The 26565-nt window shown below is 70.7% G+C and carries 24 protein-coding genes, 2 tRNA genes, 1 other RNA gene and 2 pseudogenes; 14 read left to right on the top strand and 15 right to left on the bottom strand.

The features are described from left to right. Positions 1 to 332 precede the first annotated feature (332 nt). The 4 genes from ACZ4RZ_RS22965 to ACZ4RZ_RS22950 all read right to left on the bottom strand — a co-directional run bounded on the left by ACZ4RZ_RS22965 (position 333) and on the right by ACZ4RZ_RS22950 (position 2232). Positions 333 to 417 (bottom strand) — tRNA-Ser (locus ACZ4RZ_RS22965). 95 nt (positions 418 to 512) lie between these two features. Further along, positions 513 to 998, bottom strand: a complete 486-nt coding sequence (locus tag ACZ4RZ_RS22960; RefSeq protein WP_467747397.1) for a nucleoside deaminase — start codon at positions 996 to 998, stop codon at positions 513 to 515. A 213-nt stretch (positions 999 to 1211) separates the two neighbouring features. Further along, positions 1212 to 1745 carry a tRNA adenosine deaminase-associated protein gene (locus tag ACZ4RZ_RS22955; RefSeq protein WP_467747395.1) on the bottom strand — a complete coding sequence of 178 codons (534 nt, stop codon included), beginning with the start codon at positions 1743 to 1745 and terminating at the stop codon, positions 1212 to 1214. 304 nt (positions 1746 to 2049) lie between these two features. Continuing rightward, complete coding sequence (locus ACZ4RZ_RS22950) at positions 2050 to 2232, bottom strand: hypothetical protein (protein ID WP_467747089.1); 183 nt, start codon at positions 2230 to 2232, stop codon at positions 2050 to 2052. A gap of 176 nt (positions 2233 to 2408) precedes the next feature. Between ACZ4RZ_RS22950 and upp the strand changes: the two genes are divergently transcribed. Beyond that, positions 2409 to 3044, top strand: coding sequence for a uracil phosphoribosyltransferase (upp, locus tag ACZ4RZ_RS22945; RefSeq protein WP_467747087.1), 636 nt, complete (start codon positions 2409 to 2411; stop codon positions 3042 to 3044). Positions 3045 to 3079: 35 nt separating this feature from the next. Here upp and ACZ4RZ_RS22940 read toward each other — a convergent pair whose 3' ends face one another. Continuing rightward, entirely contained in the window at positions 3080 to 3739 is a 660-nt protein-coding gene (locus ACZ4RZ_RS22940) for a LytR C-terminal domain-containing protein (protein WP_467747086.1), read from the bottom strand. Between the two features lie 124 nt (positions 3740 to 3863). Beyond that, positions 3864 to 4160, bottom strand: coding sequence for a type II toxin-antitoxin system VapB family antitoxin (locus ACZ4RZ_RS22935; protein WP_003999914.1), 297 nt, complete (start codon positions 4158 to 4160; stop codon positions 3864 to 3866). 114 nt (positions 4161 to 4274) lie between these two features. Here ACZ4RZ_RS22935 and ACZ4RZ_RS22930 point away from each other — a divergent pair, with 114 nt between their 5' ends. Further along, positions 4275 to 5906: a helicase HerA-like domain-containing protein gene (locus ACZ4RZ_RS22930; RefSeq protein ID WP_467747084.1), complete on the top strand. Its 1632-nt coding sequence runs from the start codon at positions 4275 to 4277 to the stop codon at positions 5904 to 5906. Between the two features lie 225 nt (positions 5907 to 6131). Here the strand turns inward: ACZ4RZ_RS22930 and ACZ4RZ_RS22925 are convergent, their stop codons facing one another. The 5 genes from ACZ4RZ_RS22925 to ACZ4RZ_RS22905 all read right to left on the bottom strand — a co-directional run bounded on the left by ACZ4RZ_RS22925 (position 6132) and on the right by ACZ4RZ_RS22905 (position 9217). Continuing rightward, positions 6132 to 6314 carry a hypothetical protein gene (locus ACZ4RZ_RS22925; RefSeq protein ID WP_467747409.1) on the bottom strand — a complete coding sequence of 61 codons (183 nt, stop codon included), beginning with the start codon at positions 6312 to 6314 and terminating at the stop codon, positions 6132 to 6134. A gap of 51 nt (positions 6315 to 6365) precedes the next feature. Next, positions 6366 to 6740 (bottom strand): hypothetical protein, encoded by a 375-nt coding sequence (locus ACZ4RZ_RS22920; protein WP_467747083.1) that lies wholly within the window; start codon positions 6738 to 6740, stop codon positions 6366 to 6368. A 122-nt stretch (positions 6741 to 6862) separates the two neighbouring features. After that, a complete protein-coding gene (locus ACZ4RZ_RS22915; RefSeq protein WP_467747081.1) occupies positions 6863 to 7519 on the bottom strand; it encodes an HdeD family acid-resistance protein in 657 nt (218 codons plus the stop codon). Positions 7520 to 7721: 202 nt separating this feature from the next. After that, the gene (locus ACZ4RZ_RS22910; protein WP_467747079.1) at positions 7722 to 8315 is read right to left on the bottom strand and encodes an HhH-GPD-type base excision DNA repair protein; all 594 of its coding nucleotides are present in this window, start codon (positions 8313 to 8315) and stop codon (positions 7722 to 7724) included. 179 nt (positions 8316 to 8494) lie between these two features. After that, positions 8495 to 9217 carry a siderophore-interacting protein gene (locus ACZ4RZ_RS22905; protein WP_467747077.1) on the bottom strand — a complete coding sequence of 241 codons (723 nt, stop codon included), beginning with the start codon at positions 9215 to 9217 and terminating at the stop codon, positions 8495 to 8497. 78 nt (positions 9218 to 9295) lie between these two features. Between ACZ4RZ_RS22905 and ACZ4RZ_RS22900 the strand changes: the two genes are divergently transcribed. The 8 genes from ACZ4RZ_RS22900 to ACZ4RZ_RS22865 all read left to right on the top strand — a co-directional run bounded on the left by ACZ4RZ_RS22900 (position 9296) and on the right by ACZ4RZ_RS22865 (position 20838). Beyond that, the gene (locus ACZ4RZ_RS22900; protein WP_467747076.1) at positions 9296 to 11377 is read left to right on the top strand and encodes a penicillin acylase family protein; all 2082 of its coding nucleotides are present in this window, start codon (positions 9296 to 9298) and stop codon (positions 11375 to 11377) included. Beyond that, a complete protein-coding gene (locus ACZ4RZ_RS22895) occupies positions 11367 to 11981 on the top strand; it encodes a GNAT family N-acetyltransferase (RefSeq protein WP_467747074.1) in 615 nt (204 codons plus the stop codon). The genes ACZ4RZ_RS22900 and ACZ4RZ_RS22895 overlap by 11 nt, the downstream gene beginning before the upstream one ends. A gap of 82 nt (positions 11982 to 12063) precedes the next feature. After that, entirely contained in the window at positions 12064 to 13932 is a 1869-nt protein-coding gene (locus tag ACZ4RZ_RS22890; RefSeq protein ID WP_467747072.1) for a copper resistance CopC/CopD family protein, read from the top strand. A 360-nt stretch (positions 13933 to 14292) separates the two neighbouring features. Then, positions 14293 to 15606 carry an ABC transporter substrate-binding protein gene (locus ACZ4RZ_RS22885; protein ID WP_467747070.1) on the top strand — a complete coding sequence of 438 codons (1314 nt, stop codon included), beginning with the start codon at positions 14293 to 14295 and terminating at the stop codon, positions 15604 to 15606. Continuing rightward, positions 15603 to 16586, top strand: coding sequence for a carbohydrate ABC transporter permease (locus ACZ4RZ_RS22880; RefSeq protein ID WP_467747068.1), 984 nt, complete (start codon positions 15603 to 15605; stop codon positions 16584 to 16586). Before ACZ4RZ_RS22885 ends, ACZ4RZ_RS22880 begins: the two co-directional genes overlap by 4 nt. Beyond that, entirely contained in the window at positions 16583 to 17470 is an 888-nt protein-coding gene (locus tag ACZ4RZ_RS22875) for a carbohydrate ABC transporter permease (protein WP_467747066.1), read from the top strand. The genes ACZ4RZ_RS22880 and ACZ4RZ_RS22875 overlap by 4 nt, the downstream gene beginning before the upstream one ends. Positions 17471 to 17521: 51 nt before the next feature. Next, positions 17522 to 18835, top strand: coding sequence for a glycoside hydrolase family 36 protein (locus ACZ4RZ_RS22870; RefSeq protein ID WP_467747064.1), 1314 nt, complete (start codon positions 17522 to 17524; stop codon positions 18833 to 18835). Further along, a complete protein-coding gene (locus ACZ4RZ_RS22865; protein ID WP_467747063.1) occupies positions 18832 to 20838 on the top strand; it encodes a beta-galactosidase in 2007 nt (668 codons plus the stop codon). The genes ACZ4RZ_RS22870 and ACZ4RZ_RS22865 overlap by 4 nt, the downstream gene beginning before the upstream one ends. A gap of 33 nt (positions 20839 to 20871) precedes the next feature. Here ACZ4RZ_RS22865 and ACZ4RZ_RS22860 read toward each other — a convergent pair whose 3' ends face one another. After that, entirely contained in the window at positions 20872 to 21495 is a 624-nt protein-coding gene (locus ACZ4RZ_RS22860) for a hypothetical protein (protein ID WP_467747061.1), read from the bottom strand. Between the two features lie 511 nt (positions 21496 to 22006). Between ACZ4RZ_RS22860 and ACZ4RZ_RS22855 the strand changes: the two genes are divergently transcribed. Then, positions 22007 to 22216: a hypothetical protein gene (locus tag ACZ4RZ_RS22855; RefSeq protein ID WP_467747060.1), complete on the top strand. Its 210-nt coding sequence runs from the start codon at positions 22007 to 22009 to the stop codon at positions 22214 to 22216. A gap of 314 nt (positions 22217 to 22530) precedes the next feature. Here ACZ4RZ_RS22855 and ACZ4RZ_RS22850 read toward each other — a convergent pair whose 3' ends face one another. Continuing rightward, positions 22531 to 22884, bottom strand: a complete 354-nt coding sequence (locus tag ACZ4RZ_RS22850) for a VOC family protein (protein ID WP_467747058.1) — start codon at positions 22882 to 22884, stop codon at positions 22531 to 22533. Between the two features lie 281 nt (positions 22885 to 23165). Then, positions 23166 to 23537 (bottom strand): annotated as a pseudogene (locus ACZ4RZ_RS22845) (hypothetical protein); the annotation flags it as partial. A gap of 1 nt (position 23538) precedes the next feature. On the opposite strand from ACZ4RZ_RS22845, the pseudogene ACZ4RZ_RS22840 reads away from it, so the two are divergent. Beyond that, a pseudogene (locus ACZ4RZ_RS22840) lies at positions 23539 to 23757 on the top strand (site-specific integrase); the annotation flags it as partial. 91 nt (positions 23758 to 23848) lie between these two features. Here the strand turns inward: ACZ4RZ_RS22840 and ACZ4RZ_RS22835 are convergent. Then, positions 23849 to 23936 (bottom strand) — tRNA-Ser (locus ACZ4RZ_RS22835). Between the two features lie 71 nt (positions 23937 to 24007). Between ACZ4RZ_RS22835 and ffs the strand changes: the two genes are divergently transcribed. Continuing rightward, an RNA gene (ffs, locus tag ACZ4RZ_RS22830) (signal recognition particle sRNA small type) lies at positions 24008 to 24106 on the top strand. Between the two features lie 167 nt (positions 24107 to 24273). After that, on the top strand, positions 24274 to 26553 hold the full coding sequence (locus ACZ4RZ_RS22825; protein WP_467747056.1) for a DNA polymerase III subunit gamma and tau: 2280 nt from the start codon (positions 24274 to 24276) through the stop codon (positions 26551 to 26553). Positions 26554 to 26565 lie beyond the last annotated feature (12 nt).

Here is a 26565-nt window from a genome sequence, read left to right as displayed (position 1 = left end):
GTGAGCCCGGCGGAATCGGCAGGAATCCGCGGGGCCGGGACGGACTCCACTGCGGGGTCCCCGCCGCAGGCTTCCCCCGAGACAGCGGCGCGGACTTGTGGGTCCTTCTCCACCGGGGGAAGCGGCTTGTCCCCCCGATGCCGCTTCCCCCGTCCTCATGGGGTTGCGGGAGCCCCCGGGATTGGGTGCACGAAAGCCCCGGCGCGAGCGGCGCCGGGGCTTTCGTGTGTACCGGGGCGGATGTTCGCGTGTACCCGAGCGACTGTTCGCGTGCACTCGCGCGACCGCCGGAAGCACGAAGGGCCCCGTCTCTCGACGGGGCCCTTCTCAAGCGGTAGCGGAGGGATTTGAACCCTCGGTGACTTGCGCCACACTCGCTTTCGAGGCGAGCTCCTTCGGCCGCTCGGACACGCTACCGAGGGAGACCCTACCCCAAGGTGGGCCGTGGTCTGAAATCCGTTTCGGCGACCCGGATGATCAACGATCAGCGGTCGCGGAAGCGGCTCCGATGATCAGCGGTCGCGGAAGAAGTCGGTGAGCAGGCTCGCGCACTCGTCGGCGAGGACGCCCGCGATCACCTCGGGCCGGTGGTTGAGCCGCCGGTCGCGTACGAGGTCCCAGAGGGAGCCGACCGCGCCCGCCTTGTCGTCGCGGGCACCGTAGACGACCCGGTCCACCCGGGACTGCACGAGCGCGCCCGCGCACATGGCGCAGGGCTCCAGGGTGACGACGAGCGTGCAGCCGGTCAGCCGCCACTCGCCCACCCGTCTCCCACCACCACCCTCGCCGGAGGCACTTCGCGCCGCTGAATCTCTCAAAACAGCGGCGGCTCGGCGCAGCGCGAGGACCTCGGCGTGCGCCGTCGGATCGCCGGTGGCCTCGCGCTCGTTGTGCCCGGTCGCGAGCACCGTCGTACCGTCCGCGGACAGCACGACGGCGCCGACGGGAACATCCCCGCCCCGGACGGCCCGGTGGGCCTCGTCCAGGGCGAGCCGCATCGCGGCCCGCCAGCGGTCGCGTACCGGATCGGCAGGATCGGGCTGTGGAGTTTGCTCGGTCGCGCTCACCCGGGGAACCTAGCGGAAGGTCTTCAGGGCCTGGTGAGAGATCCCCAGGGACGCGCGGAGGCTCCCCGGAGACTTCCAGGACCAGGACCTGTCTTTCGGATCATGCCTGGGTCGCGGGGTCGGCCGTGATCCGAAAGACAGGCCCTACCGGACGGTCTCCAGGACCTCCGCCGCTCCGAGGGCGTCGGCGATCGTGTTCAGCGCGTCGCCTTCGTCCAGGGCGAGCAGTTCCTTCTCGCTCACTCCGAGGTCCGCGAGGATGTCGCGGTCCCCGACGGGGCTGTGCGAAACGGCCTCGCCGGACGCGGTCTCGTCCTCGTCCTCGTCGGAGTCCTCGGGCTCACCGTCCTCCGTGCCGTCCAGGTCGAGGGAGTCCAGGTCGGCATCGTCGTCGCCGGGCTCCCGTCCTAGTAGTTCGTCCGTGAGCAGGATCTCGCCGTACGAGCTGCGGGCAGCCGCGGCGGCGTCCGAGACGTAGATACGAGGATCCTCCTCGCCGTCCACGCGGACGACGCCGAACCACGCGTCCTCCTGCTCGATGAGTACGAGCACCGTGTCCTCGTCCGAGGCTTCACGGGCCAGGTCGGTCAGATCCGACAGGGTCTCCACATCGTCGAGCTCTGTGTCGCTCGCTTCCCACCCGTCTTCGGTGCGCGCGAGCAGTGCGGCGAAGTACACCGTGACTCTCCCACTGGTCATAGGCGTGCCGGTTGGGGGTCCCCCCGGCGGAGGCTGTGGGCGGGGAGTGCTTCTCCGAGCCCCACCCACTCGGAATCGTGGCAGAAACAGAGCGTTCAGGGGACGTCTTCGGCCTGCTGTGTCTGCCTCTTTTGATCGCTAACAGCGGATCGTACGCGGCTGTCGGCGACTCGTACGCACCTCCCGGCCCAGACACGGGCTCGCGCGGCGCGGGCGGGGGATCGGGTTGCTGCGGTCGGGGCATCGGCCCGGGGCGTGTGCGGCGTCGGTCGGGGCGGGCGCGCTACCAGCGGAAGGTGCGCATGCGCATGGCGTGGCGCAGTCGGGCGGCCTTGGCGCGGCGGGGCTGGACCCGGTCGCGCAGCTCGCGCGCCTCGGTCAGCTCGCGCAGGAACTGGGCGCGGCGCCTCCTGCGCTCGGCGTCGGTCTCCAACTGCTCGGGTGACTCCTCTTCCTGGTCTCGCATAGGCACACCGCCCCAGGTCCGTCCCTCCCACCTTCCCTCTGATGGGCGGTTTGATGCCAGCGTTCGGGTGGCAGTGCGGGCAGGCTCTTGCCGGACAGTGTCGCGCCGGGCAGAGGCGTCCGTCCGGGGCGGGCGGGGCAGTGGCGGGCGCCCCGGGCCCGGCTACTGTTGTCGACATGCGTCTCCACGTCGTCGACCACCCCCTGGTCGCCCATAAGCTCACCACCCTGCGCGACCGGCGCACCGACTCCGCGACCTTCCGGCGCCTCGCCGACGAGCTGGTTACCCTGCTCGCCTACGAGGCCACACGGGACGTGCGCACGGAGCAGGTCGACATCGTGACCCCGGTCGCCTCGACCACGGGCGTCAAGCTCTCCCACCCGCGCCCCCTCGTCGTGCCGATCCTGCGGGCGGGTCTCGGCATGCTCGACGGCATGGTGCGGCTGCTGCCGACCGCCGAGGTGGGCTTCCTGGGCATGGTGCGCGACGAGGAGACGCTCCAGGCCTCCACGTACGCCACCCGCATGCCGGACGACCTCTCCGGGCGCCAGGTGTACGTCCTCGACCCGATGCTGGCCACCGGCGGCACGCTCGTGGCGGCGATCCAGGAGCTGATCAAGCGCGGCGCCGACGACGTCACCGCCGTGGTCCTCCTCGCCGCCCCCGAGGGCGTCGAGGTCATGGAGCGCGAACTGGCGGGCACGCCGGTCACCGTCGTCACGGCCTCGGTCGACGAGCGCCTCAACGAGAACGGCTACATCGTGCCGGGCCTCGGCGACGCGGGTGACCGGATGTACGGAGCCGCCGAGTAGCCCCTCTTTCGAGGCCTCCGAGGCCTACGGGGCTATCAGCAGCTCTTCTGCGAGGTGGAGGACGTTGGCTGGGGCTTGGCCAGGAGGGCCAGGGCCCTGTCGGCGTCCTCCTTCTGCGTCAGCGACTTGAAGCCGGTGCCGATGATGAGGTCGACCTCGTCGGCCTTCTCGCGGCCGTCGGTCTTCAGTTCGGCGCCGGCGAGCTGCGTGTTGAGGACGGGGAGCGCGGCCGCGTAGGCCGCCTTCGCGCCGAGCAGTATCCCGGCGCCGTCGACCTTCTTGTCATACGCATCCGTCGCGTTGCCCACATTGCCGATCTTGAAGCCGCGCTTCCCCAGTTCGTCCGCGGTCTCCTTGGCGAGCCCGCTGCGGGGCGTGGCGTTCAGGACGTTCACGGTGATCTGGCCGGGCTTGGGCAGCGCGGTGGTGGATGTGGACGCCGTGGATGCCTTGGCCGACGGGCTGGCCTTGGACGCGCAGTCCGCCCTGGAGCCCGCCGCCGTGGCCTTGTTGCCGCCGCCCGTGAACACGTCGATGAGCTGCAGGGTTCCCCACCCGATCAGCCCTAGTGCGGTGACGGAGGCGACGACCAGGAACACGAGCCTGCGGCGCCCCTTGGGTCGGCGCATCCGCGGGTACTTGTCCCCCGTGATCCGGTACTGGCGGCCCATGCCAGGGGGAGTGAGCATGCTCATGGGCGCAGCGTAATGCGCCTGGGCGGCAATGCCTACTAGATGATCATTGGACTCCGCCCAGGAGAACCCGAAAGGGTCAACTCCGCGTCAGCCTCGGCGGGCCGAGCCCTGAAAAGGCGGGTTGTCAGTCGAGCTCGAGCACACGCGCGTGGAGGACCTGGCGCTGCTGGAGCGCCGCGCGGACGGCGCGGTGCAGGCCGTCCTCCAGGTACAGGTCGCCCTGCCACTTCACGACGTGCGCGAAGAGGTCGCCGTAGAACGTCGAGTCCTCGGCGAGCAGTGTTTCCAGGTCGAGCTGGCCCTTGGTCGTCACGAGCTGATCGAGGCGGACCGGGCGCGGCGCGACGTCCGCCCACTGCCGGGTGCTTTCCCGGCCGTGGTCGGGGTACGGCCGTCCGTTTCCGATGCGCTTGAAGATCACACGGAAAGCCTACCGGTCAAGACCTTCCGGGCGCAGCCATGGCGACGGAGTGCGACGCTGGAAAAGACGCCGTTGACGCCGTAAATCCATGCAAATCGGGAGCAGGGGCCTGATATGAGCGACAGCGAGACCGTGCCTCCGGCCACCGATCCACGGTCGGCCCCGGCCACGGCCCCCAAGACGGCTCCAGCCGGCGCTCCCGAGAGGGCCGGGAGCGCTCCCGCCCTCCCCCAGGAGGCCCTGGAGATCGCCTCCGGGTACGCCTTCTCCGGCCCTGCCCTCGATCTCGGTGCCCTGCTCTGGGACGGGAAGTGCCTGCCCGACGTGCAGATCCGCATCCCGCTGCCGGTGCTCAACCGGCACGGCCTGGTTGCGGGCGCCACCGGCACCGGCAAGACCAAGACCCTCCAGCTGATCGCCGAGCAGCTGTCGGCGCAGGGGGTGCCCGTCTTCCTGGCCGACATCAAGGGCGATGTGTCGGGGGTGTCGGCGCCGGGTGTGTCGAACGACAGGGTCCAGGAGCGCGCCCGGGACGTCCACCAGCAGTGGACGCCGGCCGGGTGCCCCGCCGAGTTCTACGCGCTCGGCGGCATGGGTCACGGCATCCCCGTACGGGCCACGATCACCAGCTTCGGTCCGGTGCTGCTGTCCAAGGTGCTCCAGCTCAACCAGACCCAGGAGCAGTCGCTCGGCCTGATCTTCCACTACGCCGACCAGAAGGGCCTGGAGCTGGTCGACCTCAAGGACCTTCGCGCGGTGGTCGCCTTCCTGACCTCGGACGAGGGCAAGCAGGAGCTGAAGGGCATCGGCGGGCTGTCCACCGCCACGGCCGGGGTGATCCTCCGTTCCCTCACCGCCTTCGAGGCGCAGGGCATGAGCCCGTTCTTCGGGGAGCCGGAGTTCGACACCAGCGAGCTGCTGCGTACGGCGTCCGAGGGGCGCGGCGTGGTGTCCGTCCTCGAACTCCCCGAGGTGCAGGACAAACCGCAGCTCTTCTCCACCTTCCTGATGTGGCTGCTCGCCGACCTCTTCCACGACCTGCCCGAGGTCGGCGACGCCGACAAACCCAAGCTCGTCTTCTTCTTCGACGAGGCCCATCTGCTCTTCGACGACGCCTCGAAGGCCTTCCTGGACTCCATTACGCAGACCGTCCGGCTGATTCGCTCGAAAGGAGTCGGCGTCTTCTTCGTGACGCAGACCCCGAAGGACGTACCCGCCGATGTCCTCGGCCAGCTCGGCAACCGTGTCCAGCACGCGCTGCGGGCCTTCACCCCGGACGACCAGAAGGCGCTGAGGGCCACCGTGAAGACCTTCCCCAACTCCGGGTACGACCTGGAGGAGGTCCTCACCGGGCTCGGCACCGGGGAGGCCGTCGTCACCGTGCTCAGCGAGAAGGGCGCGCCGACGCCGGTCGCGGTGACGCGGCTGCGGGCGCCGCAGTCCCTGATGGGGCCGGTCGACGCGGCGATGCTGGATCAGGCGGTGAAGGGGTCGCCGCTGTACGGGCGGTACGCGCAGGCGGTGGACCGGGAGTCGGCGTACGAGAAGCTGACGGCGCGGGAGGCGGCGCCGCAGGCCACACCGGCCGCCTCGAAGGGGCGCCCCAAGCAGGACAGGCACGAGGAGTCGATGGTCGAGCAGGTCGTGGGCAGCGGCCTGTTCAAGTCTCTCGCCCGGTCCGTCGGCACGCAGATCGGGCGGGAGATCACCAGGTCGCTCTTCGGGACGGCTCGTCGCCGACGCTAGCCGCCCGCTCCGTCCCGGTGAAGGGCGACCGCTACGTCCCGGTGAAGGACGACCGATCTGGTGAAGGGCCACCGCTCCGTCCCGGTGAAGGGCGACCGACCTGGTGAAGGGCCACCGCTCCGTCCCGGTGAAGGGCCACCGTTCCGTCCCGGTGAAGGACGACCGATCTGGTGAAGGGCGACCGCTCCGTCCTGGGGAACGGGAAGAAGCGGTCGCCTTCCATGATCAGTCGCGGCCGTGTTCCTTGGTGGGGGTGATCGGCGGTGGTCCACCCGGAAGCTGTCCGTCCGACAGGTTCCGGTCGGACGGTTGCCCGTCCGGCTCGGGGCGGTGATCCGGCTTCGGTGCGTTGCGTACGGCTTCCGCGCGCAGCAGGGCGCGCAGGACCGCGTAGGGGTCGTTGGGCATGGGGGTGTCCTCGTGTTCGCTGGTGGGGGACCGGTCCGGAAGCCGGGTCCGTCAGCAGCGCAGGACCACGCAGCGCAGGGCGTGCAGGGTGGGGGAGTACGAGCTCGGTGCGGGTGCCGGTACGAGGCGGGGGCCGGCCTCCCGCTCGGTGTGGCCCGTGTCGGGGCGCAGGGCGGAGAGGGAGCGGTGTCCCAGGCGGGTGGGCGGCCGCAGGGCCGTGTCGAGTACGTCGTGTTCGGCGGTGGCCGACCCGGCAGTGGCCGTGGTGGTGGCGGCGGACGTGGTGAACACCTCGGGGTGTGCGCCCGCGGCGAGCATCGCGACGATCAGCAGGATGAGAATCCGCAGCCAAGCGCGCGAAGGAGCCCCTCCCCGCGCTCGCGCGCACCGGCGCAGCGGGTGCGGGTGGCGCGGGGCGGGGCTCATGAGACGTCATCTCCCCACCGGAGGCCGGTGGTTCATCGGGTGTGCCGGGAGATCCGCCCTGTTGGCGTACCTGGCGGGCGCGGAGTTGACGTCGGGGGACGCCGGGCGGCGTCGGGGAGCGGTCACAGGATGCGGGGGACGGCCTGGGCGCCGGCGCGGATCCGGAACGCCATGATGATCTCGACGATGCCGACCGCGATGAGCCAGCAGCCGCCGACGAGGGTGAGGACGGCGACCGACTCGAACGGGGACACGATCAGCACGATTCCGGCGAGGAAGCTGACGATTCCGAGGAAGATCTGCCAGCCGCGGGCCGGCACGGTCGGGTCGGAGGCGGCTGCGATGGTCTGCGTGATGCCGCGGAACAGCCAGCCGATGCCGATCCACAGGGCGAGCAGCAGGATCGACTGCATCGCGCCGCGGAAGCAGAAGAGGCCCAGCAGGATGGACAGGGCGCCGCTGATGAACGCCAGCACGCGGAGCGAGGTCGCCGCGTGGGTGCCGAAGGCGGCGACGAGCTGCAGGACGCCGCTGAAGAGCAGGTAGAGGCCGAAGAGCACTCCCGCGGCGAGGAGTGAGGCGCCCGGCCAGATCAGCACCAGGACGCCGAGCACCAGAGCGGCGATGCCTGCGACCAGGACGGTCTGCCAGGCGGCGCGGGAGAGGAAGTGCAGGGGGCCCTCGGGCTCGACCGTGGGCGCCCGCGTGTCCCTCGCGGCGTGCACGTGGCGGTCGTCGTACTCCGGGCCCCAGGGGGAGCCGCTCGGTGGCTCGGTCATGACTCATGCTGTGAACGGCCCGGGGGTGCCCGCCACCGGGATGGGCCGAGCGGTGGACATGGCGGGGGTGGTGGGCGGGGTGTTTTTCGTCCCCTCCGCCCCTGCCCGTCCCGTACCTGGGGCTCCGCCCCAGATCCCGCCGGGTGGGTTTGGGTATGGACCGGTGGTGGCTGGTCGCGCAGTTACCCGCGCCCTGACGGGGCTACCGGCCGGAGGCCTTCGCTGCCTTGGCCGCTGCCTTCATCTCTTGTTTGTGGGCGCGGACCTTGGCCAGGGATTCCGGGCCGGTGATGTCCGCCACCGAGCGGTAGGACTTCGGCTCGCCATAGGCGCCCGCGGCCTCGCGCCACCCCTTGGGGCGTACGCCGAACTGCTTGCCGAGGAGCGCGAGGAAGATCTGCGCCTTCTGCTTGCCGAATCCGGGCAGCTCCTCCAGCCGCTTCAGCAGCTCCGGCCCGGTTTCGACACCCTCCCGGATCGCGCCCGCGTCCCCGTCGTAGTGCTCGACGAGGTACTGGCACAGCTGCTGGATCCGCTTGGCCATCGAGCCCGGGTAGCGGTGCACGGCCGGCTTCTCCGACAAGAGCGCGGCGAAGGCCTCGGGGGCGTACGCCGCGATCTCGTGCGCGTCCAGGTCGTCCGTGCCCAGCCGCTGGGCGATGGTCGACGGGCCCTTGAACGCCCACTCCATCGGCACTTGCTGGTCCAGCAGCATCCCGATCAGGGCGGCGAGCGGACTGCGGCCGAGGAGTTCGTCGGCCTCGGGGTCCTGAGCGAGATGAAGAGTGACGTTCATGGGTCGATGATCGCCCGACCTCCCGCGAGACGCAGCCGGGCGCGACACGCGATCGTCGCAGGGCACCCCACCCGACTCACGAGGCCCTCGAAAAGTCGTACGCCCTCCGTGCGTCCCTCCGTACGCGAGTCCGTACCTAAGGTCCGTACGCAGGTCCGTGCGCAAGTCCGGAGGTTCCGCTACGTCGCCTGCCAGTACCCCAGCGCATGCGTCCGCTGCCGGGGAACGGCCAGTTCCTTGCGGACGTACGACGAGAGTGCCCGTGTCGTCGTCGTGTCGCAGGCGATCCAGACGTACGGATCCGCCTCGCCCTTCAGCAGTTCGGGCAGTGCGGCGCGTACTTCCTCGACCAGGTGCGCGCCGGAGCGCAGCCGTGGCACGTGGCGCACCTCGTGCCGGGCCGGGTCCGCACGGAGGGGGAGGTCGTCCGTCGTGCCTTCGAACCAGATGGTCGCCGGTGCCGAATCCAGCGCGACGACAAGGGAGTTGAGGGCCGGCAGCGACGCCGGGTCGGCGATCGCGACGACGCGCGAGGGGTCGGGCCGGGGCCGCTCGAAGCCGGTGCCGTGCACCGTCGCCTCGATGGTGTCCCCGGGCTTGGCCACCCGCGCCCAGTCGCTGGCGCGGCCCTCGTGCAGGGCGAACTCCAGGTCGAAGGTCCCGGTCGTCGGGTCGGGGTCGACCAGCGTGTACGCCCGCTGGTGCGGCTTGCCCGCGTTGTCGAACCACAGCCGTACCCACATGGTCGGGTGGACCCCGGTGGCCGCGAGCATGCCGCCGTCGGTGAGATGCAGCCGCCGGTAGTTCGGGGCGACGTCTTCGGCGCCGGTCACCGTGAAGGTGAAATCCCTGGCGCGCAGCAGCTTGAGGACCGCGCCCTCCCAGCCATGACCGCGACCCATGCTGCCCTCACCCCTCGCGTACGATTCCGCAGAATGCGAGTTAGGTTAGCCTAACCTGAGAAGAGTGGGGATGGTTTCGTGACCGTCGAGATCTACCGTGACGCCTGGGGCATCCCGCACCTGCGCGCGGACAGCGCACAGGAACTCGCTCACGCTCAGGGCCGTACCACCGCCCTGGACCGCGCCTGGCAGCTGGAGGTCGAACGGCACCGCTCGCAGGGCACCTCGGCCGCGTTCCTCGGCCCCGAGGCCGTCGCCTGGGACCGGTTCGCACGCCGGGCCCGGCTCGACGACACGGCCAGACGCTGCTTCGCCGCCTTGGAGAGACGGGACCCCGAGACCGCCGCGTGGGTCGTCTCGTATGTGCACGGGGTCAATGAGGGGCTGGCGGAAGGGGCCCGGCGCGCACCGGAGTTCGCGGCGACCGGGCTCGCCGTCGGCCGCTGGGAGCCCTGGAGCCCGCTCGGCGTCTGGCTTGGTACGCACATCCTCTTCGCCGGGTTCCCCGCCAAGCTGTGGCGCGAGGAGGTCGTACGGCTGCTGGGCGCGGAGGCGGTCGAGCTGTTCGCCATGGACGGGCCCGGCACGTCGGGGAGCAACGGGTGGCTGGTGAGCGGCGAACGGACCGTCACCGGGCAGGCCGTCATCGCCGGCGATCCGCACCGCTTCATCGAGGACCCCGGCGTCTATCAGCAGATCCGCCTCTCCTGCCCCGAGTTCGACGTCGTCGGGCTCGCCGTCCCCGGCGTCCCGGGCATCGCCCACTTCGCCCACACCGGAACCGTCGCCTGGGCGATCACCAACGCGATGGCCGACTACCAGGACCTGTACCGCGAGCGCCTGAGGCCGACCGGCTCGTCCGTCGAGGCCGCCGAGGCCGTCGAAGCCCTCGATCCGGACGGTGAGTGGCGGCCCGTGGCGCGGCACACGGAGATCGTGGAGGTGGCCGGAGGCGAGCCCGTCGAGGTCGAGGTGATCGAGACCGCGCGCGGGCCCGTGGTCATAGGGGGAACCGGCGCGCAGGACTCCATCAGCCTGCGCTACCCGCCCCGCGTGACCGAGGACCTCGGCTTCAGCGCGCTCCTCCCGCTGCTCAGGGCCCGTGAAGTCGCCGACGTGGACCGGGCGTTCGACCGCTGGACGGAGCCCGTCAACGTCGTCCAGGCCGCCGACACCGAGGGCGGAGTGCTGCACCGGGTCGCGGGGCGGGTCCCGGTCCGGAGCGAGGACAACCGCACGCGGGTGGTGGCCGCCTGGGAGCCCGGGCACGAGTGGCGGGGCTGGCACGAGACGCCGTACGGATCCTTCGAGGACGGCGTCGCCGTGATGGCGAACCAGCGCGGTCCGGCGACCCCGCTGGGCGTCGAGTTCGCCCCGCCGCACCGCGCCACCCGCATCCGGCAGCTTCTCGACGCGTCGCGGACGTGGTCCGCCCGGGACATGCCCGCCGTGCACATGGACACCCATCTCGGCTCGGCAGCCGCCCTGTTGGACCGGCTGGCCGCCCTCGGCGAGGGGCTCGGCCCCGAGGCGGGCGCGCTCAGGGAGGAACTCCTGGGCTGGGACCGGCGGATGGACGCCGACAGCAGCGAGGCGGCGGCGTACGCGGCGGTGCGCGGCGCGGTGGTACGGCGGCTCGTGGCGCACCCCGCGCTGGCGGTCCTGGCCGACCCGCCCGCGTACCCGGAGGTCTTCCTCCCCTGGCTCGCCCTCACCCCGCGCGTCGGCTTCGCCCTCGAAAACCTGCTGACGGCGAAGGAGTTGTACGGCATCGACCGGGACGCCGTGGTGCGGGACGCCGTCGAGGAGGTGGCCGCGGGCCGGACGCCGGGCACCTGGGGTGACACCCACCGGCTCGCTCCCTGGCGCGCACTCCCCGACCCCTCGTACGAGGCCCCTGGGCTCTCCGGCGACCACGACTGCGTGCTGTGCACGTCGGCGGTGCCCGGTCTGACCGACCTGAGCGCGCGAGGCCCCGCCGCCCGTTATGTCTGGGATCTCGCCGACCGCGAGAACAGCCTCTGGGTGGTTCCCCTCGGCGCCGACGGCGTCCCGGGCACGGCCCACCACCGCGACCAACTCCCCTTGTGGCTCAGGGGAGATCTGGCCCCGGTGGTCACCGACTGGAACAAGCTGACCAAGGAGAACCATGACGACTGAGCCGTACGGGCGCGACCGCGAGGCCGTTCACGAGCAGCTGGTCGACGGTTTCGGCATCGTCCGGATCCTGCCCCTCGACCCGCACGCCGACCTCGACGTCGTGCACACCTGGGTGGCCCAGGAGCGGGCCGAGTTCTGGGGCATGAACGGGCTGACGAAGCAGCAGGTCCTGGACACATACCGGCAGCTGGACTCGCTCGACACCCACCACGCCTTCCTCGCGGTCAAGGACGGCGAACCGGTCGCGCTCTTCCAGACCTACGAGCCCGAGGCCGACCGCGTCAGCGAGTGCTACGACGTCGAGCCGGGCGACATAGGCGTCCACCTGCTGATCGGGCCGCCCGGACAGGCCGGCGCGCGCCCGGGTTTCTCCTCTTCGCTGCTGGTCGCCTTCACCTCGTACGTGCTGGTCGGCCTGGACCGCGCGCGGGTCGTCGTCGATCCCGACGAGCGCAACCAGAAGGCGATCGCCCGCTTCGAGCGGCAGGGCTTCGATCTGGGACCGGCCGTCGTGCTGCCCGAAATCGACCTTCCGAACGTATATCTGCCCGAGAAGCGCGCCCAGCTCGCCTTCCTCACCAGGGAGGCGGCCTTCCGGGGGTAATCTCCCGCTGCGGCGGGTGAGTACGCCGCCGGATTCGTCCGTACGTATCCAAGACTCTGGAAACGCGAGACGGAGACGGCGTGTGAGCGGACAGCGAGACCGGCGGCACATCGTCCGGGGCCTGGCGCTGCTGGGCGGTGTCCTGGTGCTTGTCCTCTTCGGCGGCGTGGGCGGCGCCTCCGCGCACGCCGCGCTGACGGGCTCCGATCCGCAGGACGGCAGCGTGCTGAAGTCGGCCCCCGGGCAGGTCACGCTGACGTTCAGCGAGTCCGTCGGCCTCCTCGACGACTCCTTCCGTGTGCTCACCCCGGAGAACCGGCGCGTCCACACGGGCAAGCCGGGGCACGTGGGCGACCGGTCCTCCACCGCACGCGTGACGCTGCCGCGCGGCCTCGGCACCGGCACGTTCACCGTGGTCTGGCGGGTCGTCTCGGCGGACAGCCACCCGGTCTCGGGCGCCTTCACCTTCTCCATCGGCAAACCCTCCGCGACCACCGCCGCCGTGCCCACCGCACCCGCCGCCGACGCCGCCTCGGCCACCCTCTACGACATCGCCCGCTACGTCGCGTACGGCGGTCTGGCCCTGCTCATCGGCGCGGGCGTCTTCGTGCTGGCCTGCGGGTACCCGGGCAGTGTGCGGCGCCTGCTGCAGACCGGCTGGTGGACCCTGCTGCTGTCCACGCTCGCGCTGCTGCTCCTGCGCGGCCCCTACGAGCGCGGCACGGGGGTTGCCTCGGCCTTCGACCCGGCGGCCCTGCGCGAGACGCTGACGAGCAGGCCCGGGGTGGTCCTGGTGGTCCGGCTGGTGCTGCTGGTGGCGGCCGCCTTCCTGCCCGAACGCGTGCGCGTACGGGGGCGCGGGCAGGCGCGCGGTGTTCTCGCGCTCGGCGGGACGCTCGCCCTCGCTCTCGCGGTCACCTGGGCCGCCGCCGAGCACGCGTCCGCCGGGAACCAGGTCCCCGCGGCGATGGTCTCCGCCGTGCTGCACCTGCTCGCCATGGCGGTCTGGCTCGGCGGCCTGACCGCCCTGCTCACCGCGCTCCACCTCCCGGGCGAGCCCCTCCCCACGGTCGTCGTCACCCGCTTCTCCCGGCTCGCCCTCGCCTCGGTCGCCGTCCTCGCCGCCACCGGCGCCTACCAGTCCTGGCGCGGCCTCGGCTCCTGGGACGCCCTGACCTCGACGTCGTACGGCAGGATCCTCGTCGTCAAGCTGTGCGGGGTGCTGCTCCTGCTCGTGGGGGCGGCGTACTCGCGGCGCTGGACGGGGCGGCTGGTGGTGGCGGAGGCCGCCGTTCCCGCGACCGTTCCGGCGGAACGGGTGGCTGTGCCGGTCGGGGGTCCGGCTGCCGCGAATGCGGCGGCCCCCGCGGACGTACCAGCCGATGACACCCCTGAACCGGGTTCCGGCTCAGGTGATCCGGGTTCCGGCTCAGGCTCGGGTTCCGGCTCCGGTGACCCTGCCGCGTACCGCCGGGCTCTGCGCCGCTCCGTCCTCGCCGAAGTCACCGTGGGCATCGTCGTCCTGGTGGTCACCACCCTGCTGACCGGCACCCAGCCGGGGCGGGCCGCCGAGGAGACGGCCGCGGCCTCGACCGCGGCCCCCGGCCGGCCCACGTCGACGACGACGCTGGCCCCCTTCGACGTCGGTACGCCGGGCGGGCACGGCAAGGTGCAGATCGAGCTGACGCCGGGCCGGGTGGGTGAGAACTCGGTGCAGGCCGTGATCCTCGGCCCCGACGGAGGCATCGCGACCGTCCCCGAACTGCGTCTGACCTTCACGCTGGCCGCGCAGAAGGTCGGCCCGCTCGACGCCGAACTCACCGACAAGGGCGGCTACTGGGGGACGGACGGCCTCACGCTCCCGCTGGCCGGCACCTGGACCATGAACGTCACGGTGCGCACCAGCGACATCGACCAGGTCACGGTCTCCAAGACCGTGAAGATCGGCTGATCCGCCCACCACAGCGCGGCCGGCCGGGAAGTCCACCCGCGGCGTGGACACCCCGTTCGTAGCAGCACAGCGACCACCGTTCAGCCCCCGCCAGGACGACTCGCGGGCTCGCTGAGCCGACCCACGGCCCACGGCTGCGCCCCCCGGTCCTTGGCCGCCGCGGTCAGCCCCCGCCGGCGGAGCTGCTCACGGGTGCGCCGATCACGTTTCAACAAAGGCGCCCGACAACTCTTGACGTATGACATGACATACGGCTGTTATTGCGCCCACGATGTTCGGTCAAGTTGATTTCTGGTCGATTTCGATCCGGCTCAACTCCGCTCTCCCCGCGACCGGACGCATGCCCGTCAGGAGCCGCTCATGCACCACCTCTCCCCCTCCGGTCTCTCCGTCCCGGGTCCCAGCCGCCGCACCTTGCTGCGCGGCATCGGCGGCGCCGCCGCGCTCGGCGCCTCCATACCCCTGCTCAGCGCCTGCGCCGGCAGCAGTGCGGCCGGCGACCCGAAGACCCTCACCCTCGGCTCCAACGCGTCGGACGCCGTGCCGAAGAAGGCCTTCGCCGACATCTACGCGGCCTTCAAGAAGCAGTCCGGCATCACGGTCGACGTGAACACCAAGGACCACAACACCTTCCAGGAGCAGATCAACTCCTACCTCCAGGGCACGCCGGACGACGTGTTCAACTGGTTCGCCGGCTACCGCATGCAGTTCTTCGCGGGGAAGAAGCTCGCCACCCCGATCGACGACGTGTGGAAGACGATCGAGGGCAACTTCCCCGACGCGATGAAGGCGCTCAGCAAGGGCGAGGACGGCAAGTACTACTTCGTCCCGCTGTACACGTACCCCTGGGCGATCTTCTACCGGAAGAGCGTCTTCAAGCAGTACGGCTACGAAGTCCCTACCACCTGGGCCCAGTTCATCGCCCTGTGCAAGCAGATGAAGAAGGACAACCTGGTCCCGATCGCCTTCGGTGACAAGGACGAGTGGCCCGCGCTCGGCACCTTCGACCAGATCAACTTCCGGACGAACGGCTACGACTTCCATGTCGAGCTGATGGCCGGAAAGGCATCCTGGACCGACAAGCGCACCCGCGCCGCCTTCGACAACTGGGCCGAGATCCTCCCGTACCACCAGGATGGCGCCGTCGGCCGCACCTGGCAGGACGCGGCCCAGACCCTGGTGTCGAAGAAGGCCGGCATGTACCTGCTGGGCATGTTCGTGGGCCAGCAGTTCACCAACGCCGCCGACCGGGAAGACCTGGACTTCTTCCCGTTCCCGGAGATCGACCCCTCGTACGGGCAGGACACCGTCGAGGCCCCGACCGACGGCTTCATGCTCAGCAAGGCCCCGAAGAACCACGCCGGTGCCGTCAAGCTTCTGGAGTACCTCGGCAGCCCGGCCGCCGAGCAGATCTACCTCAAGTCGGACCCGAACGTCGTCGCCGCCTCCACCAAGGCCGACACCTCCTCTTACAGCGCCATGCAGAAGAAGGGGTACGACCTGATCAGCGGCGCCAAGAACCTCACCCAGTACATGGACCGCGACAGCCGGCCCGACTTCACCTCCACGGTGATGCAGCCCGCGCTGCAGAAGTTCGTCCGTGATCCCAAGAGCGTCGACAGCCTGCTCTCGTCGATCGAGCGCCAGAAGAAGACGATCTTCGCGTCCTCATGAGCACCGACACCAGCACCGCTGAGATGCCGGAGGCGGCCGTCGCGCCGCCTCCGGCCCCCGCATCCGACACGAAGAGGAGGCCGCAGGGACACCGGCGCCTCCTCACCCGCCGCGACCGGCTCACCCTGGGCCTGATGGCGGGCGTCCCGACGATCCTGCACATCGCGCTCGTGTGGGTGACCGCCCTCGCCTCCGTCGCCCTCGCCTTCACCACCTGGGACGGCATCGGCTTCGACGCCATCAAGTGGGTCGGGCTGCAGAACTTCCGTGAACTGTTCACCCAGAACCCGCAGTTCTGGCCCGCCGTCCAGCACAACGTCATCTGGTTCGTGGTCCTGATCCTGATCCCGACCCCGCTCGGCCTCTTCCTGGCCGTGCAGCTGGACAAGAAGATCCGGTTCAGCAGGGTGTACCAGACCGCGTTCTTCCTGCCGGTGGTCGTGTCGATGGCGTGCATCGGCTTCGTCTGGCAACTCGTCTACAACCCCGACACGGGCCTGATCAACAGCCTCATCGGGGCCAACAAGCCCGGCCACTACATCGACTGGATCGGCGACCCGCACCTCAACCTGTGGGCGATCCTCATCGCCGCCTCCTGGCGGCACACCGGCTACATGATGATCCTCTACCTGGCCGGCCTGAAGGGCATCGATCCCTCGCTGCGCGAGGCGTCCTCGCTCGACGGCGCCAACGAATGGCAGACCTTCAAGAACGTCATCTTCCCGACGCTGCGCCCCACCAACACCATCGTGCTGGTCGTCACCATCATCGAGTCGCTGCGCGCCTTCGACCTCGTCTACGTCTTCAACGGCGGGGCCCAGGGCACCGAACTGCTCTCGATCCTCGTGACCGACAACATCATCGGCGAGTCCAGCCGCATCGGATACGGGTCCGCCATCGCGGTCGTCCTGCTGCTGATCTCGCTCGTCGTGATCATCCCGTACCTGGTGAGCACCTTCCGGAAGGAGCGGCGAGCATGAGCACCGCCACTGTCGCGCCGAAGCGGCGCGCGCCCGTCCGCCCCGCTCGTCTGCTGCTGCACCTGTTCCTCGCGGGCGCCGCGCTGGCGTGGCTGGCCCCGCTGCTCTGGGCGCTGTACGCGGCCATGCGTCCGTACGCCGAGACCAGCACGAAGGGCTATGTCTCCTGGCCCGACAAGCTGAGCTTCGACAACTTCACGAACGCGTTCACGCAGTCGGACATGGCGCACTACTTCGGCAACACGCTGCTGATCGCCGTCCCGGCGGTGCTGGTGACGCTGTTCCTCTCGTCGATGGTCGCCTTCTACGTCAGCCGGTTCGACTTCCGCGTCAATCTCGCGCTGCTGCTGGTCTTCACGGCGGGCAACCTGCTGCCGCAGCAGGTCATCATCACCCCGCTCTACCGCATGTTCCTGCTCATCGACCTGCCCGGCATCACGGTCAGCGGCAAGCTGTACGACTCCGCGCTCGGCCTGGTCCTCATCCACGTGGCGTTCCAGTCCGGCTTCTGCGCCTTCGTGCTGAGCAACTACATGCGGATGCTGCCGCACGAGCTGACCGAGGCCGCGCTCGTCGACGGCGCCTCCGTGTGGCGGATGTACTGGCAGATCGTGCTGCCGCTGTGCCGGCCCGCGATGGCGGCCCTGGCGACGCTGCTGTCCATCTGGATCTACAACGACTTCTTCTGGGCCATCGTCCTCATCTCGACCGGCGAGAACATGCCGATCACCTCGGCCTTGAAGAACCTCTCCGGGCAGTACTTCACCGACCCCAACCTGGTCGCCGCCGGCGCCCTGCTCACCGCGATCCCGACGCTGATCGTGTACTTCGTGCTGCAGCGCCAGTTCGTCAGCGGCCTCACGCTCGGTGCCAACAAGGGCTGACGCCCGACCTGATGTCGTGGCCGCGGCCCGACCCTTTGAAAGAGAACCACCGTGCCCCACCCCTTCACGCCCCTCGCCTCCGTGTCCGTGGACCCGCGCGCCGCCCGGGTCCACGAGGAGGGCTGGCAGTCCTGGAGCCCCAGCGGCGCCTACGCCCTCGGCGACAAGCCGTACCGCCCGACCAACGACAACTGGGCGACCGTCTGTTACCGGCCCGGGCGTACCGTCCCGTCCGGCGCCTTCCAGGGAGAGGGACTCCTGGCGCTCGACCCCGGTGACGGCTCGCCGGTGCGGCTGTGGGCGGCGGCCGATCCGCTGCACGCCGTCCCCTCCATCCGGCTGGAGGTGCACGGCGACCGGGCGGAGGTCAGTGCCGACGGGCCCGTTCGGGAGCTGACAGGCAGGGACATCCAGTCGGCGCTGGCCAAGTGGGCGGACGGCCTCGGTCTCGCCGCACCGCGACCGGCGCCCACCGTCTGGTGCTCCTGGTACGAGTACTTCACCGCGGTCACCGAGGACGACATCCACGAGAACCTCCGCGCGATGGACACCCTCGACCTGCCCATCGACGTCGTCCAGATCGACGACGGCTACCAGAGCGCGCTGGGCGACTGGCTGACGTTGTCCGGCCGCTTCCGCTCCCGCGCCGGGATCGCGGAGGCCATCCGCGCGCGGGGCCGCAGAGCGGGCATCTGGACGGCACCGTTCCTGGTCGACCCGGCGAGCGAACTGGCGGCCGAGCATCCGCAGTGGCTGGTACGGGACGCGCAGGGCGGTTTCGCGCACGGCGGCCGCAACTGGGGGCACGACCTGTGCGTCCTGGACACGACCCACCCTGACGCGGCGGCGTATCTGACGGACGTCTTCAGGACCCTGCGCGCCGAGGGCTACGACTACTTCAAGGTCGACTTCCTGTACGCGGGCGCGCTGGACGGCGTACGGCATTCCTCGGACGACGCGCCGGCGGCGTACCGCGAAGGCATCTCGCTCATCCGCGAGGCGATCGGCCCGGACGCCTATCTGCTGGGCTGCGGCGCGCCGATCCTCCCCTCCATCGGCCTGTTCGACGCGATGCGGGTCAGTCCCGACACGGCCCCGCACCGCCGCCCCGAGGCCGACGACTACTCCCAACCCGGCCAGGATCCCGCCGAGTTCACCGGCACCGGACGCCAGTGGCAGCACGGCCGCCTCTGGGTCAACGACCCCGACTGCCTGATGGCCCGCCCGGCAGTGGAGACCCGTGAACGCTGGGCGGCACACGTGGAGTCCACCGGCGGACTGATGGCGTCCAGCGACCGGCTGCTGTCGCTGGACGAGTGGGGCGTGACCACAACGCGCCGTCTGCTCGGGGGAGTTGCCCGATGAACCGCACCCTGTCCGTCCCGGGCATCGCCTACGGCGGCGACTACAACCCCGAACAGTGGCCCGAGGAGGTATGGGCCGAGGACATGGGCCTGATGCGCGAAGCCGGCGTGACCATGGTCAGTGTGGGCATCTTCGCGTGGGCCCTACTGGAGCCGTCCGAGGGCGAGTTCGACTTCGTCCGCATGGACCGGCTGCTGGATCTGCTGGAAGAGAACGGCATCGCCGCCGACCTGGCCACGCCGACGGCCGCACCCCCGGCATGGTTCTTCCGCGCCCACCCCGAGGCGCTGCCGGTGGACCGCGACGGCCGCACCCTTTCGTACGGCAGCCGCCAGACGTTCTGTCCGAGCAGCCCCGCCTACCGGGAGGCCGCCCTGCGCATCGCGGGTGCGCTGGCCGAGCGGTACGCCGACCACCCGGCCGTGGCGATGTGGCACGTCCACAACGAGTACGGCTGCCACAACGCGGAGTGCTACTGCGACACGAGCGCGGCGGCCTTCCGCGGGTGGCTCCGGGCCAGGTACTCCGATGACCTGGCGGCGCTGAACCACGCCTGGGGCACCACCTTCTGGAGCCAGTGGTACTACGACTGGGACGAGATCCTGCCGCCCCGCGCCACCGGAGCCGTCCCCAACCCGACCCACGTACTGGACTGGCGCCGCTTCTGCTCGGACGAGTTGCTGTCCCTGTACACGGCGGAGCGCGACGTCCTGCGCGCGGTGGCCCCTTCCGTGCCGGCGACCACCAACTTCATGGTGATGTACAACTTCGACGCCCTGGACTACTGGCGCTGGGCCCCGGAGCTGGACGTGGTCTCCAACGACCACTACCTCCGGTCCACGGACCCGGAGTCGGAGATCGACATCGCGCTCAGCGGCGACCTGACGCGCTCGCTCGCCGACGGCCCCTGGCTGCTGATGGAGCACTCCACGGGCGCGGTGAACTGGCAGCCGGTGAACCGGGCGAAGAATCCGGGGGAGTTGCGGCGCAACGCCCTCGCCCATGTGGCACGCGGCGCGGACGGCATCGCCTACTTCCAATGGCGGGCGGCGAAGGCGGGCGCCGAGCAGTGGCACTCGGCGATGCTGCCGCACGCGGGCACGGACAGCCGGATCTGGCAGGACGTGGTGGCGCTGGGCGCCGACCTGAAGGCCCTGGCGGAGGTGCGCGGCAGCACGGGCACGGCTTCCGTGGCCGTCGTCTGGGACTGGAACGCCCGCTGGGCCCTGGAGCTGCCCTCCCAGCCGAGCGGCGAACTCCGTTTCCAGGACCTGATCCGGGACTGGTACGAGCCACTGTGGCGCTCGGGCGTGGCAGTGGACTTCGTACGCCCGGACGCGGACCTGTCGGCGTACCGCCTGGTCCTGGCCCCGAGCCTGTACCTGGTGGACGACGCCGGCACGGCGAATCTGGCCGGCTTCGCGGAACGCGGCGGCACGCTGGCGGTGGGCTTCCACAGCGGGGCGGTGGACGAGAACTGCCATGTGCGGCTGGGTGGTTACCCCGGCGCCTTCCGGCAGGCCCTCGGCGTACGGTCCGACGAGCTGTTCCCGCTGCTGCCGGGCGAGACGGTGGGCCTGAGCGGGGGCGGCACGGCCACGCTGTGGTCGGAGCGCGTGCGCCTCACCGGGGCGGAGGCGGTGGTCTCGTACACGGAGGGCCCGCTCGCCGGTGTCCCGGCCGTGACGCGTCACACGTACGGCGCGGGCACCGCCTGGTACCTGGCCACCCGCCCGGACCCGGCCACCCTGGCCGACCTGCTGACCCGGATCCGTACGGAGGCGGGCGTCGAGCCGGTCGCCGCCACTCCGCCCGGCGTCGAGGCCGTCCGGCGGCGCGGTCCGCACGCCGAGTACCTCTTCCTGATCGACCACAGCGGCCGGGGCGCCGGGATCCCGGTCTCCGCCGGGGCGACGGAACTGCTCACCGGCGTACGGCTCTCGGGGGCGGTCACCGTGCCGCCGGGGGGCGTGGCGGTGGTACGGGAGCCGCGCCGGAGCTGAGGCGGCCGGGGAAGCCCAAGGGTGTGCGCTGTGTCAGGGCTGCGTGGGGTGGCCGGTGTGCTGCAGGGCGAAGACCGCTTCGGTGGTGCCGCACAGGGCCCCCACCGCGTGGCGCAGCGACCGCCAGGAGGCCGGCCAGACCGCGGCCCCGATGGGTGCCGCGGGCCACCACCAGGCGCCGAGGAGTGTGAACGCGATGCTCCAGGCGAGCGCCTCGCACGCCGCGTCGCAGGCGTCGCGGGCCCCGCTCGGCGCGGCGCGGGAGGTGTCCGGAACGGCGAGGAGCAGCCCGGTCCAGTCGCTCACGATGTCGACGCCGGTCTCCGCTCGGACGTGCGCCTCGGCGGCGCGGATCCGATCGCCCGACCAGGTGGGGGAGCCGGGCCCGGCCGGCCCGGTACGCGCCCGGCACGCGTCGAGCCGGTCGGCGCGTAGCTGTCGCCCGGCGGCGCGTGCGCGAACGGCTTCCCTCCCGATCTCGTCGGGGTGTGCCCAGCGTCGTACGCGCCACGAGGTGAGGCGTCGGCCCAGCGGCATCAGCCACCAGGGCCAGGCCCCCGACGCCAGCGCGCCGATCGCGCCGGCGGCGAAGGGCATCGCGAACGCGGCCGTCACCGCCGCGACGAGTACGAGGGACGCTGCGGCGTCGGCGGACATGGGCCTGGGCCCGCCGAGTAGAGCACGCGTACGGAGAGGTCATGGAAGGCATGTACGACGTGTGAGCGCCACCTTCAGATCCGTAGCTCTATGAGGATCGGGCGCTGACGGTCATGCGGGTTGCGCTGAGGTCCTACAGGCACGCCGCCGACCGGGGGCGGTTGCAGTCGTTGCTGTACTTCGCTGCCGTACCGCAGCCGACTATCCGCTGAGAGCGTTCACGAGAGCCACGAAGACGCCCACGCCGAAGACAGCGAGGACAACGAACCCGACCACCACCAACGAGCAACACGAGGCGACCGCCACCATGACCCACGCCCGCCCCAGAGCCCGGTGATACTCGGTGTCATCGTCCCAGTTCTGATCAACCACGTTGCCCCCTCGCCGCGCACTGTACGGAGCGGTCGACGGAGCGAATCAGGTGTGGGCACCCTCGGCGCCCTCTGCGAAAATGCCGCGATGGCGAGGCTGGTCGTGGGGAGGGGAAGGCAACGCCGTGGTGCTTCGTGGGGTGCTCGCACTGATCGCGGGCAGCGCTTTCGTCGTGGTGGCCGGCGGCTACCGCGGCGTGGACGTGTGGGTGTGGGATTGGGCGGACGCAGTGTTCAGGCGGCGGACCCGGTACGGAACGCCCTGGTGGAGCCTTACCATCATGCGGATCCAATTCGCGATCGCGGGAGTCGCTTTCCTGGCGGCCGGGGCTCACACCCTGGTGCGCTGACAGCGGCGGCCGTCTCCGGCGGCCGTGTCAGCCGAACATGCAAAGGACCCCCGGCCCACCGGACCGGGGGTCTTTCCGCGGGTGGGGCCAACGGGATTTGAGCCTGTGGCCTCATCCTTATCAGGTCGATCCTTCGCCCCGGCTGTCTCTGTTCCGGAGCACAGGGCACAAGGTGGTCGCGCTATCCGTGTTCGCCGGCACCCGCCCCTATTCGCTGGTGTTGGTGTCAGGCGCTGGTGTCAGCTCGTTGCGCCTTTGACGCAGCCTCTGAACTGCAAGCCCGCCAGGCTGGGCACGCGCGCTCTCAGGGGTTCTCACTGAGGTCGTTGGCCAAGGACGCAGAACTCGTTGCCTTCGGGGTCTGCCATGACAACCCACGACTGGTCACCCTGACCAATATCAACACGCTGTGCGCCAAGTGCCTCAAGGCGAGCCACCTCGGCGTCCTGATCATCAGGCACGAAGTCGAGATGCAGTCGGCTCTTGGCCTTCTTGGGCTCATCAAGGCGGACGAACTCCAACCCCGGCCGGCGATCCGGCTCCGGGCGGATCGCGAACTCCACATCAGAGGTGTGGACCACAACCCAGCCAAGAGCCTCGGCCCACCACTGCCCCAGGGCCTCCGGATCTGCCGAGTGAACGATCACATTTTGCCATTCCAAGGTCATCAGCTGAGCCTAGGCCTGCCGGGGCTTCGAGACCAGGCGCTTGAACCGCTTGAGGGAAGCCCTGCAGCGGCTGACTGCTCGGCCTCACGAACTACCGCTCCGGCCCACCACTCTCCCCAGCTCCCATCCCGTCCGCCGTCGACCCACACACCGTGGAGCGGGCGTCCGGTGCTCGACTCTTGGCCCTGGCCCTATCCATGTGTGGGCGGGCGTCGGCGCAGCCGGGAAGCCCGCCCGGCGGAGCGGAGCCGGGTGCTTGAACCAGCAGAGAAAGTTGTCACTCAGTCGGTCGGCTGGGTCTGCTGGGGCTCGAAGTCATGTGCGCACGCTGGGAGTTCGACGCCCTGGCGGTGGGCGAGTGGTAAGAAGAGCACTCGTTGGATGGTCCTTGTGATGCGGGTGTTGGCGTGCGTCACTGAGACCGCGCAGGGCTTGGCTCGCAAGAGGGCTTGTCGCGTCTCGATGCGATCCTCGTACAGCCAGGCCCATGCTTCGCCTGACGCGCCGGAGTCGAGCCCGGGCGTGATGGTGCTGAGTGTGACTGCGATCCATCGGCCGGCCTGTGGTGCCGAGTAGGCGTCGAAGGATGCCAACAGCACGGGCGGTTGCGTCGTGGTGACGTCCTCGGTCCAGCACTCGCACCAGTAGCCGCGGGGCGTACGAGAAGGTCGGCTCCATGACGCCCGTCACACGGCGGCGACCGTGCTTCTTCTGCTCGGCGTCCCGGACGTCGTAGTCGACGAGATCATGGGCTGCGAGCCCGGGGGAGCGGCACGGATGCGCGCTCGATACATGCACATCACGGGTCCGATGCTCCGGAAGGTCGCGCAGCAGATCGGCGACGCACTCTGGGAGCCGCCCAAGGCCGACTAAGAAACCAACTGAGACGGAATGTGAGACGGACAACGTCGAAGGGCCCCACCGCGAACGGTGGGGCCCTTCGACATCGTGCCCGGTGAGGCACTGGCGGAGGATACGAGATTCGAACTCGTGAGGGGTTGCCCCCAACACGCTTTCCAAGCGTGCGCCCTAGGCCTCTAGGCGAATCCTCCGCCGCAAACAATACAAGACGTTGAGGAGTGCTCGCGAACTCGTTCCCCCCGCTCAGTTCCTGTACTCTGTGCAGAGCCCCTCACGTGGCGCTATCTGACTGAACTCCCCCAGGGCCGGAAGGCAGCAAGGGTAGGTTGGCTCTGGCGGGTGCGTGGGGGGCGCTTGCGTTTACGAGAGATGTCGGGGAAGCGGTCCTCCGGGGACGCCGGGGACGCCGGGGAAGCGATCCCCGGGACGCTCGGGGCGCCGGGGAAGCGATCCCCGGGACGCCGGGGACGCCGGGGGCGCGTTGTCGGGCGGTCCTTGTTGTCAGTGGGCGCCTATAACCTCGTATGCGTGTCGTCTCTCGCGCTGTACCGCCGCTATCGCCCGGAGTCGTTCGCCGAGGTCATCGGGCAGGAGCATGTCACCGACCCGTTGCAGCAGGCGCTGCGGAACAACCGGGTCAATCACGCGTACCTGTTCAGCGGTCCGCGCGGGTGCGGGAAGACGACCAGCGCGCGGATTCTCGCGCGGTGTCTGAACTGCGAGCAGGGGCCTACACCGACGCCTTGCGGGGAGTGCCAGTCGTGCCGCGATCTCGCACGGAACGGTCCGGGGTCCATCGACGTCATCGAGATCGACGCCGCCTCGCACGGTGGTGTCGACGATGCCCGTGACCTGCGGGAAAAGGCCTTCTTCGGGCCGGCGAGCAGTCGCTACAAGATCTACATCATCGACGAGGCCCACATGGTCACGTCGGCCGGCTTCAACGCGCTGCTGAAGGTCGTCGAGGAGCCGCCGGAGCACCTCAAGTTCATCTTCGCCACCACCGAGCCCGAGAAGGTCATCGGGACGATTCGGTCGCGTACGCATCACTATCCGTTCCGGCTCGTGCCGCCGGGGACTCTTCGGGAGTACCTGGGCGAGGTCTGTGGGCGTGAGGGCATTCCGGTCGAGGAGGGGGTGCTTCCGCTGGTCGTTCGGGCTGGTGCGGGGTCCGTGCGTGACTCCATGTCCGTCATGGATCAGCTGCTCGCGGGGGCGGGCGAGGCGGGTGTGACGTATGCCATGGCGACCTCGCTGCTCGGGTACACGGACGGGTCGCTGCTCGATTCCGTCGTCGAGGCCTTTGCCTCCGGTGACGGCGCCGCGGCCTTCGAGGTCGTTGACCGGGTCATCGAGGGGGGTAACGATCCCCGGCGGTTCGTCGCCGACCTGCTGGAGCGGCTGCGGGATCTCGTCATTCTGGCCGCCGTGCCCGATGCCGCGGAGAAGGGGCTCATCGACGCTCCGGTCGACGTGGTGGAGCGGATGCAGGCCCAGGCCGGGGTCTTCGGCGCCGCCGAGCTGAGCCGCGCCGCCGACCTCGTCAACGAGGGGCTGACGGAGATGCGCGGCGCCACCTCGCCGCGGCTCCAGCTCGAACTCATCTGCGCGCGCGTGATGTTGCCCGCCGCGTACGGGGACGAGCGGTCCGTCATGGCCCGGCTGGACCGTATCGAACGCGGCGTGAACTTCTCCGGTGGCGGGGGCGGCCCTGTCATGGGGTACGTGCCCGGGCCCGAGGTGCATGGTGCGGCGCCCATGCCCACAGGCCAGGCGGTTCCTCCGGGGAACGGGCCCGCGGCGGCTCGCGCGGCGGTGCGGGGGGCTGGACCTGGGGGAGGCGGTTCGGGCATCGGGGTCCCGCAGGAAGCGGGAGCGGCTCCCGAGCCGGCCGTGCCTGCGGCTCCTGCGGCCGGTGCGCCCCCTGCTGCCCCGGTGGCCCCTCCCGTGGCCGAGCAGCCGCAGGCTCCGGCCGCTTCGCCCCCAGCCGGCTCTCCGGCGGGGGCCGCGCCCGGTGCCTGGCCCACCGCCACGGCCGCGGGCAGCGGCCGACGTCCCGGAGGCTGGCCGACGGCGGCCCCCGCAGGTGCGGGGCAGCCTCCGGCACCATCGGCTCCCGCTCAGGCGCCCACGCACGCTGCCGCTCCTGCCGCGGCCGCACCCGCCCCTGCCGCGGCTCCGGCCCCCGGCGGCCCCGACCCCCGCATGCTCTGGCCGAACATCTTGGAGGCGGTGAAGAACCGTCGCCGCTTCACCTGGATCCTGCTCAGCCAGAACGCGCAGGTGACCGGCTTCGACGGTACGACCCTGCAGATCGGCTTCGTCAACGCGGGCGCGCGGGACAACTTCGCGAGCAGCGGCAGCGAGGAGGTCCTGCGGCAGGCGCTGTCCGAGCAGTTCAACGTCCAGTGGAAGATCGAGGCGATCGTCGACGCCTCGGGCGGTTCGGGCGGCCCGGGCGGCACCGCGCCGCCGGCTCCTGCAGGCTCCGGGTTCGGCGGCGGCGGTGGTTACGGCGGCGGTGGTTACGGCGCGGCCCCGGCCGCCCCGCGCCCAGCGCCCCAGCAGCCGCCGGCCCCGGCGCCGCGCCCCGCGGCTCCCCAGGGCGGCCCGTCCGCGAGCCACGCTCCGGCCGCGGCCGCCCCGGCACCGACCCCTCCTCCGGCCCCCGAACCGCCTCCGGTAGCCCCCGAGGACGACATCCCCGAGGACGACGACCCCGACCTCGACGAGTCCGCCCTCTCGGGCCACGACCTGATCGTCCGCGAGCTGGGCGCGACGGTGGTGGAGGAGTTCTCCAACGAGTGACCCCGTTTTCGG

The organism is Streptomyces sp. NPDC027189, assembly GCF_055566975.1.
Note: the sequence above shows the minus strand (reverse complement) of the source record. Positions and strands in the feature narration are given on the sequence as shown.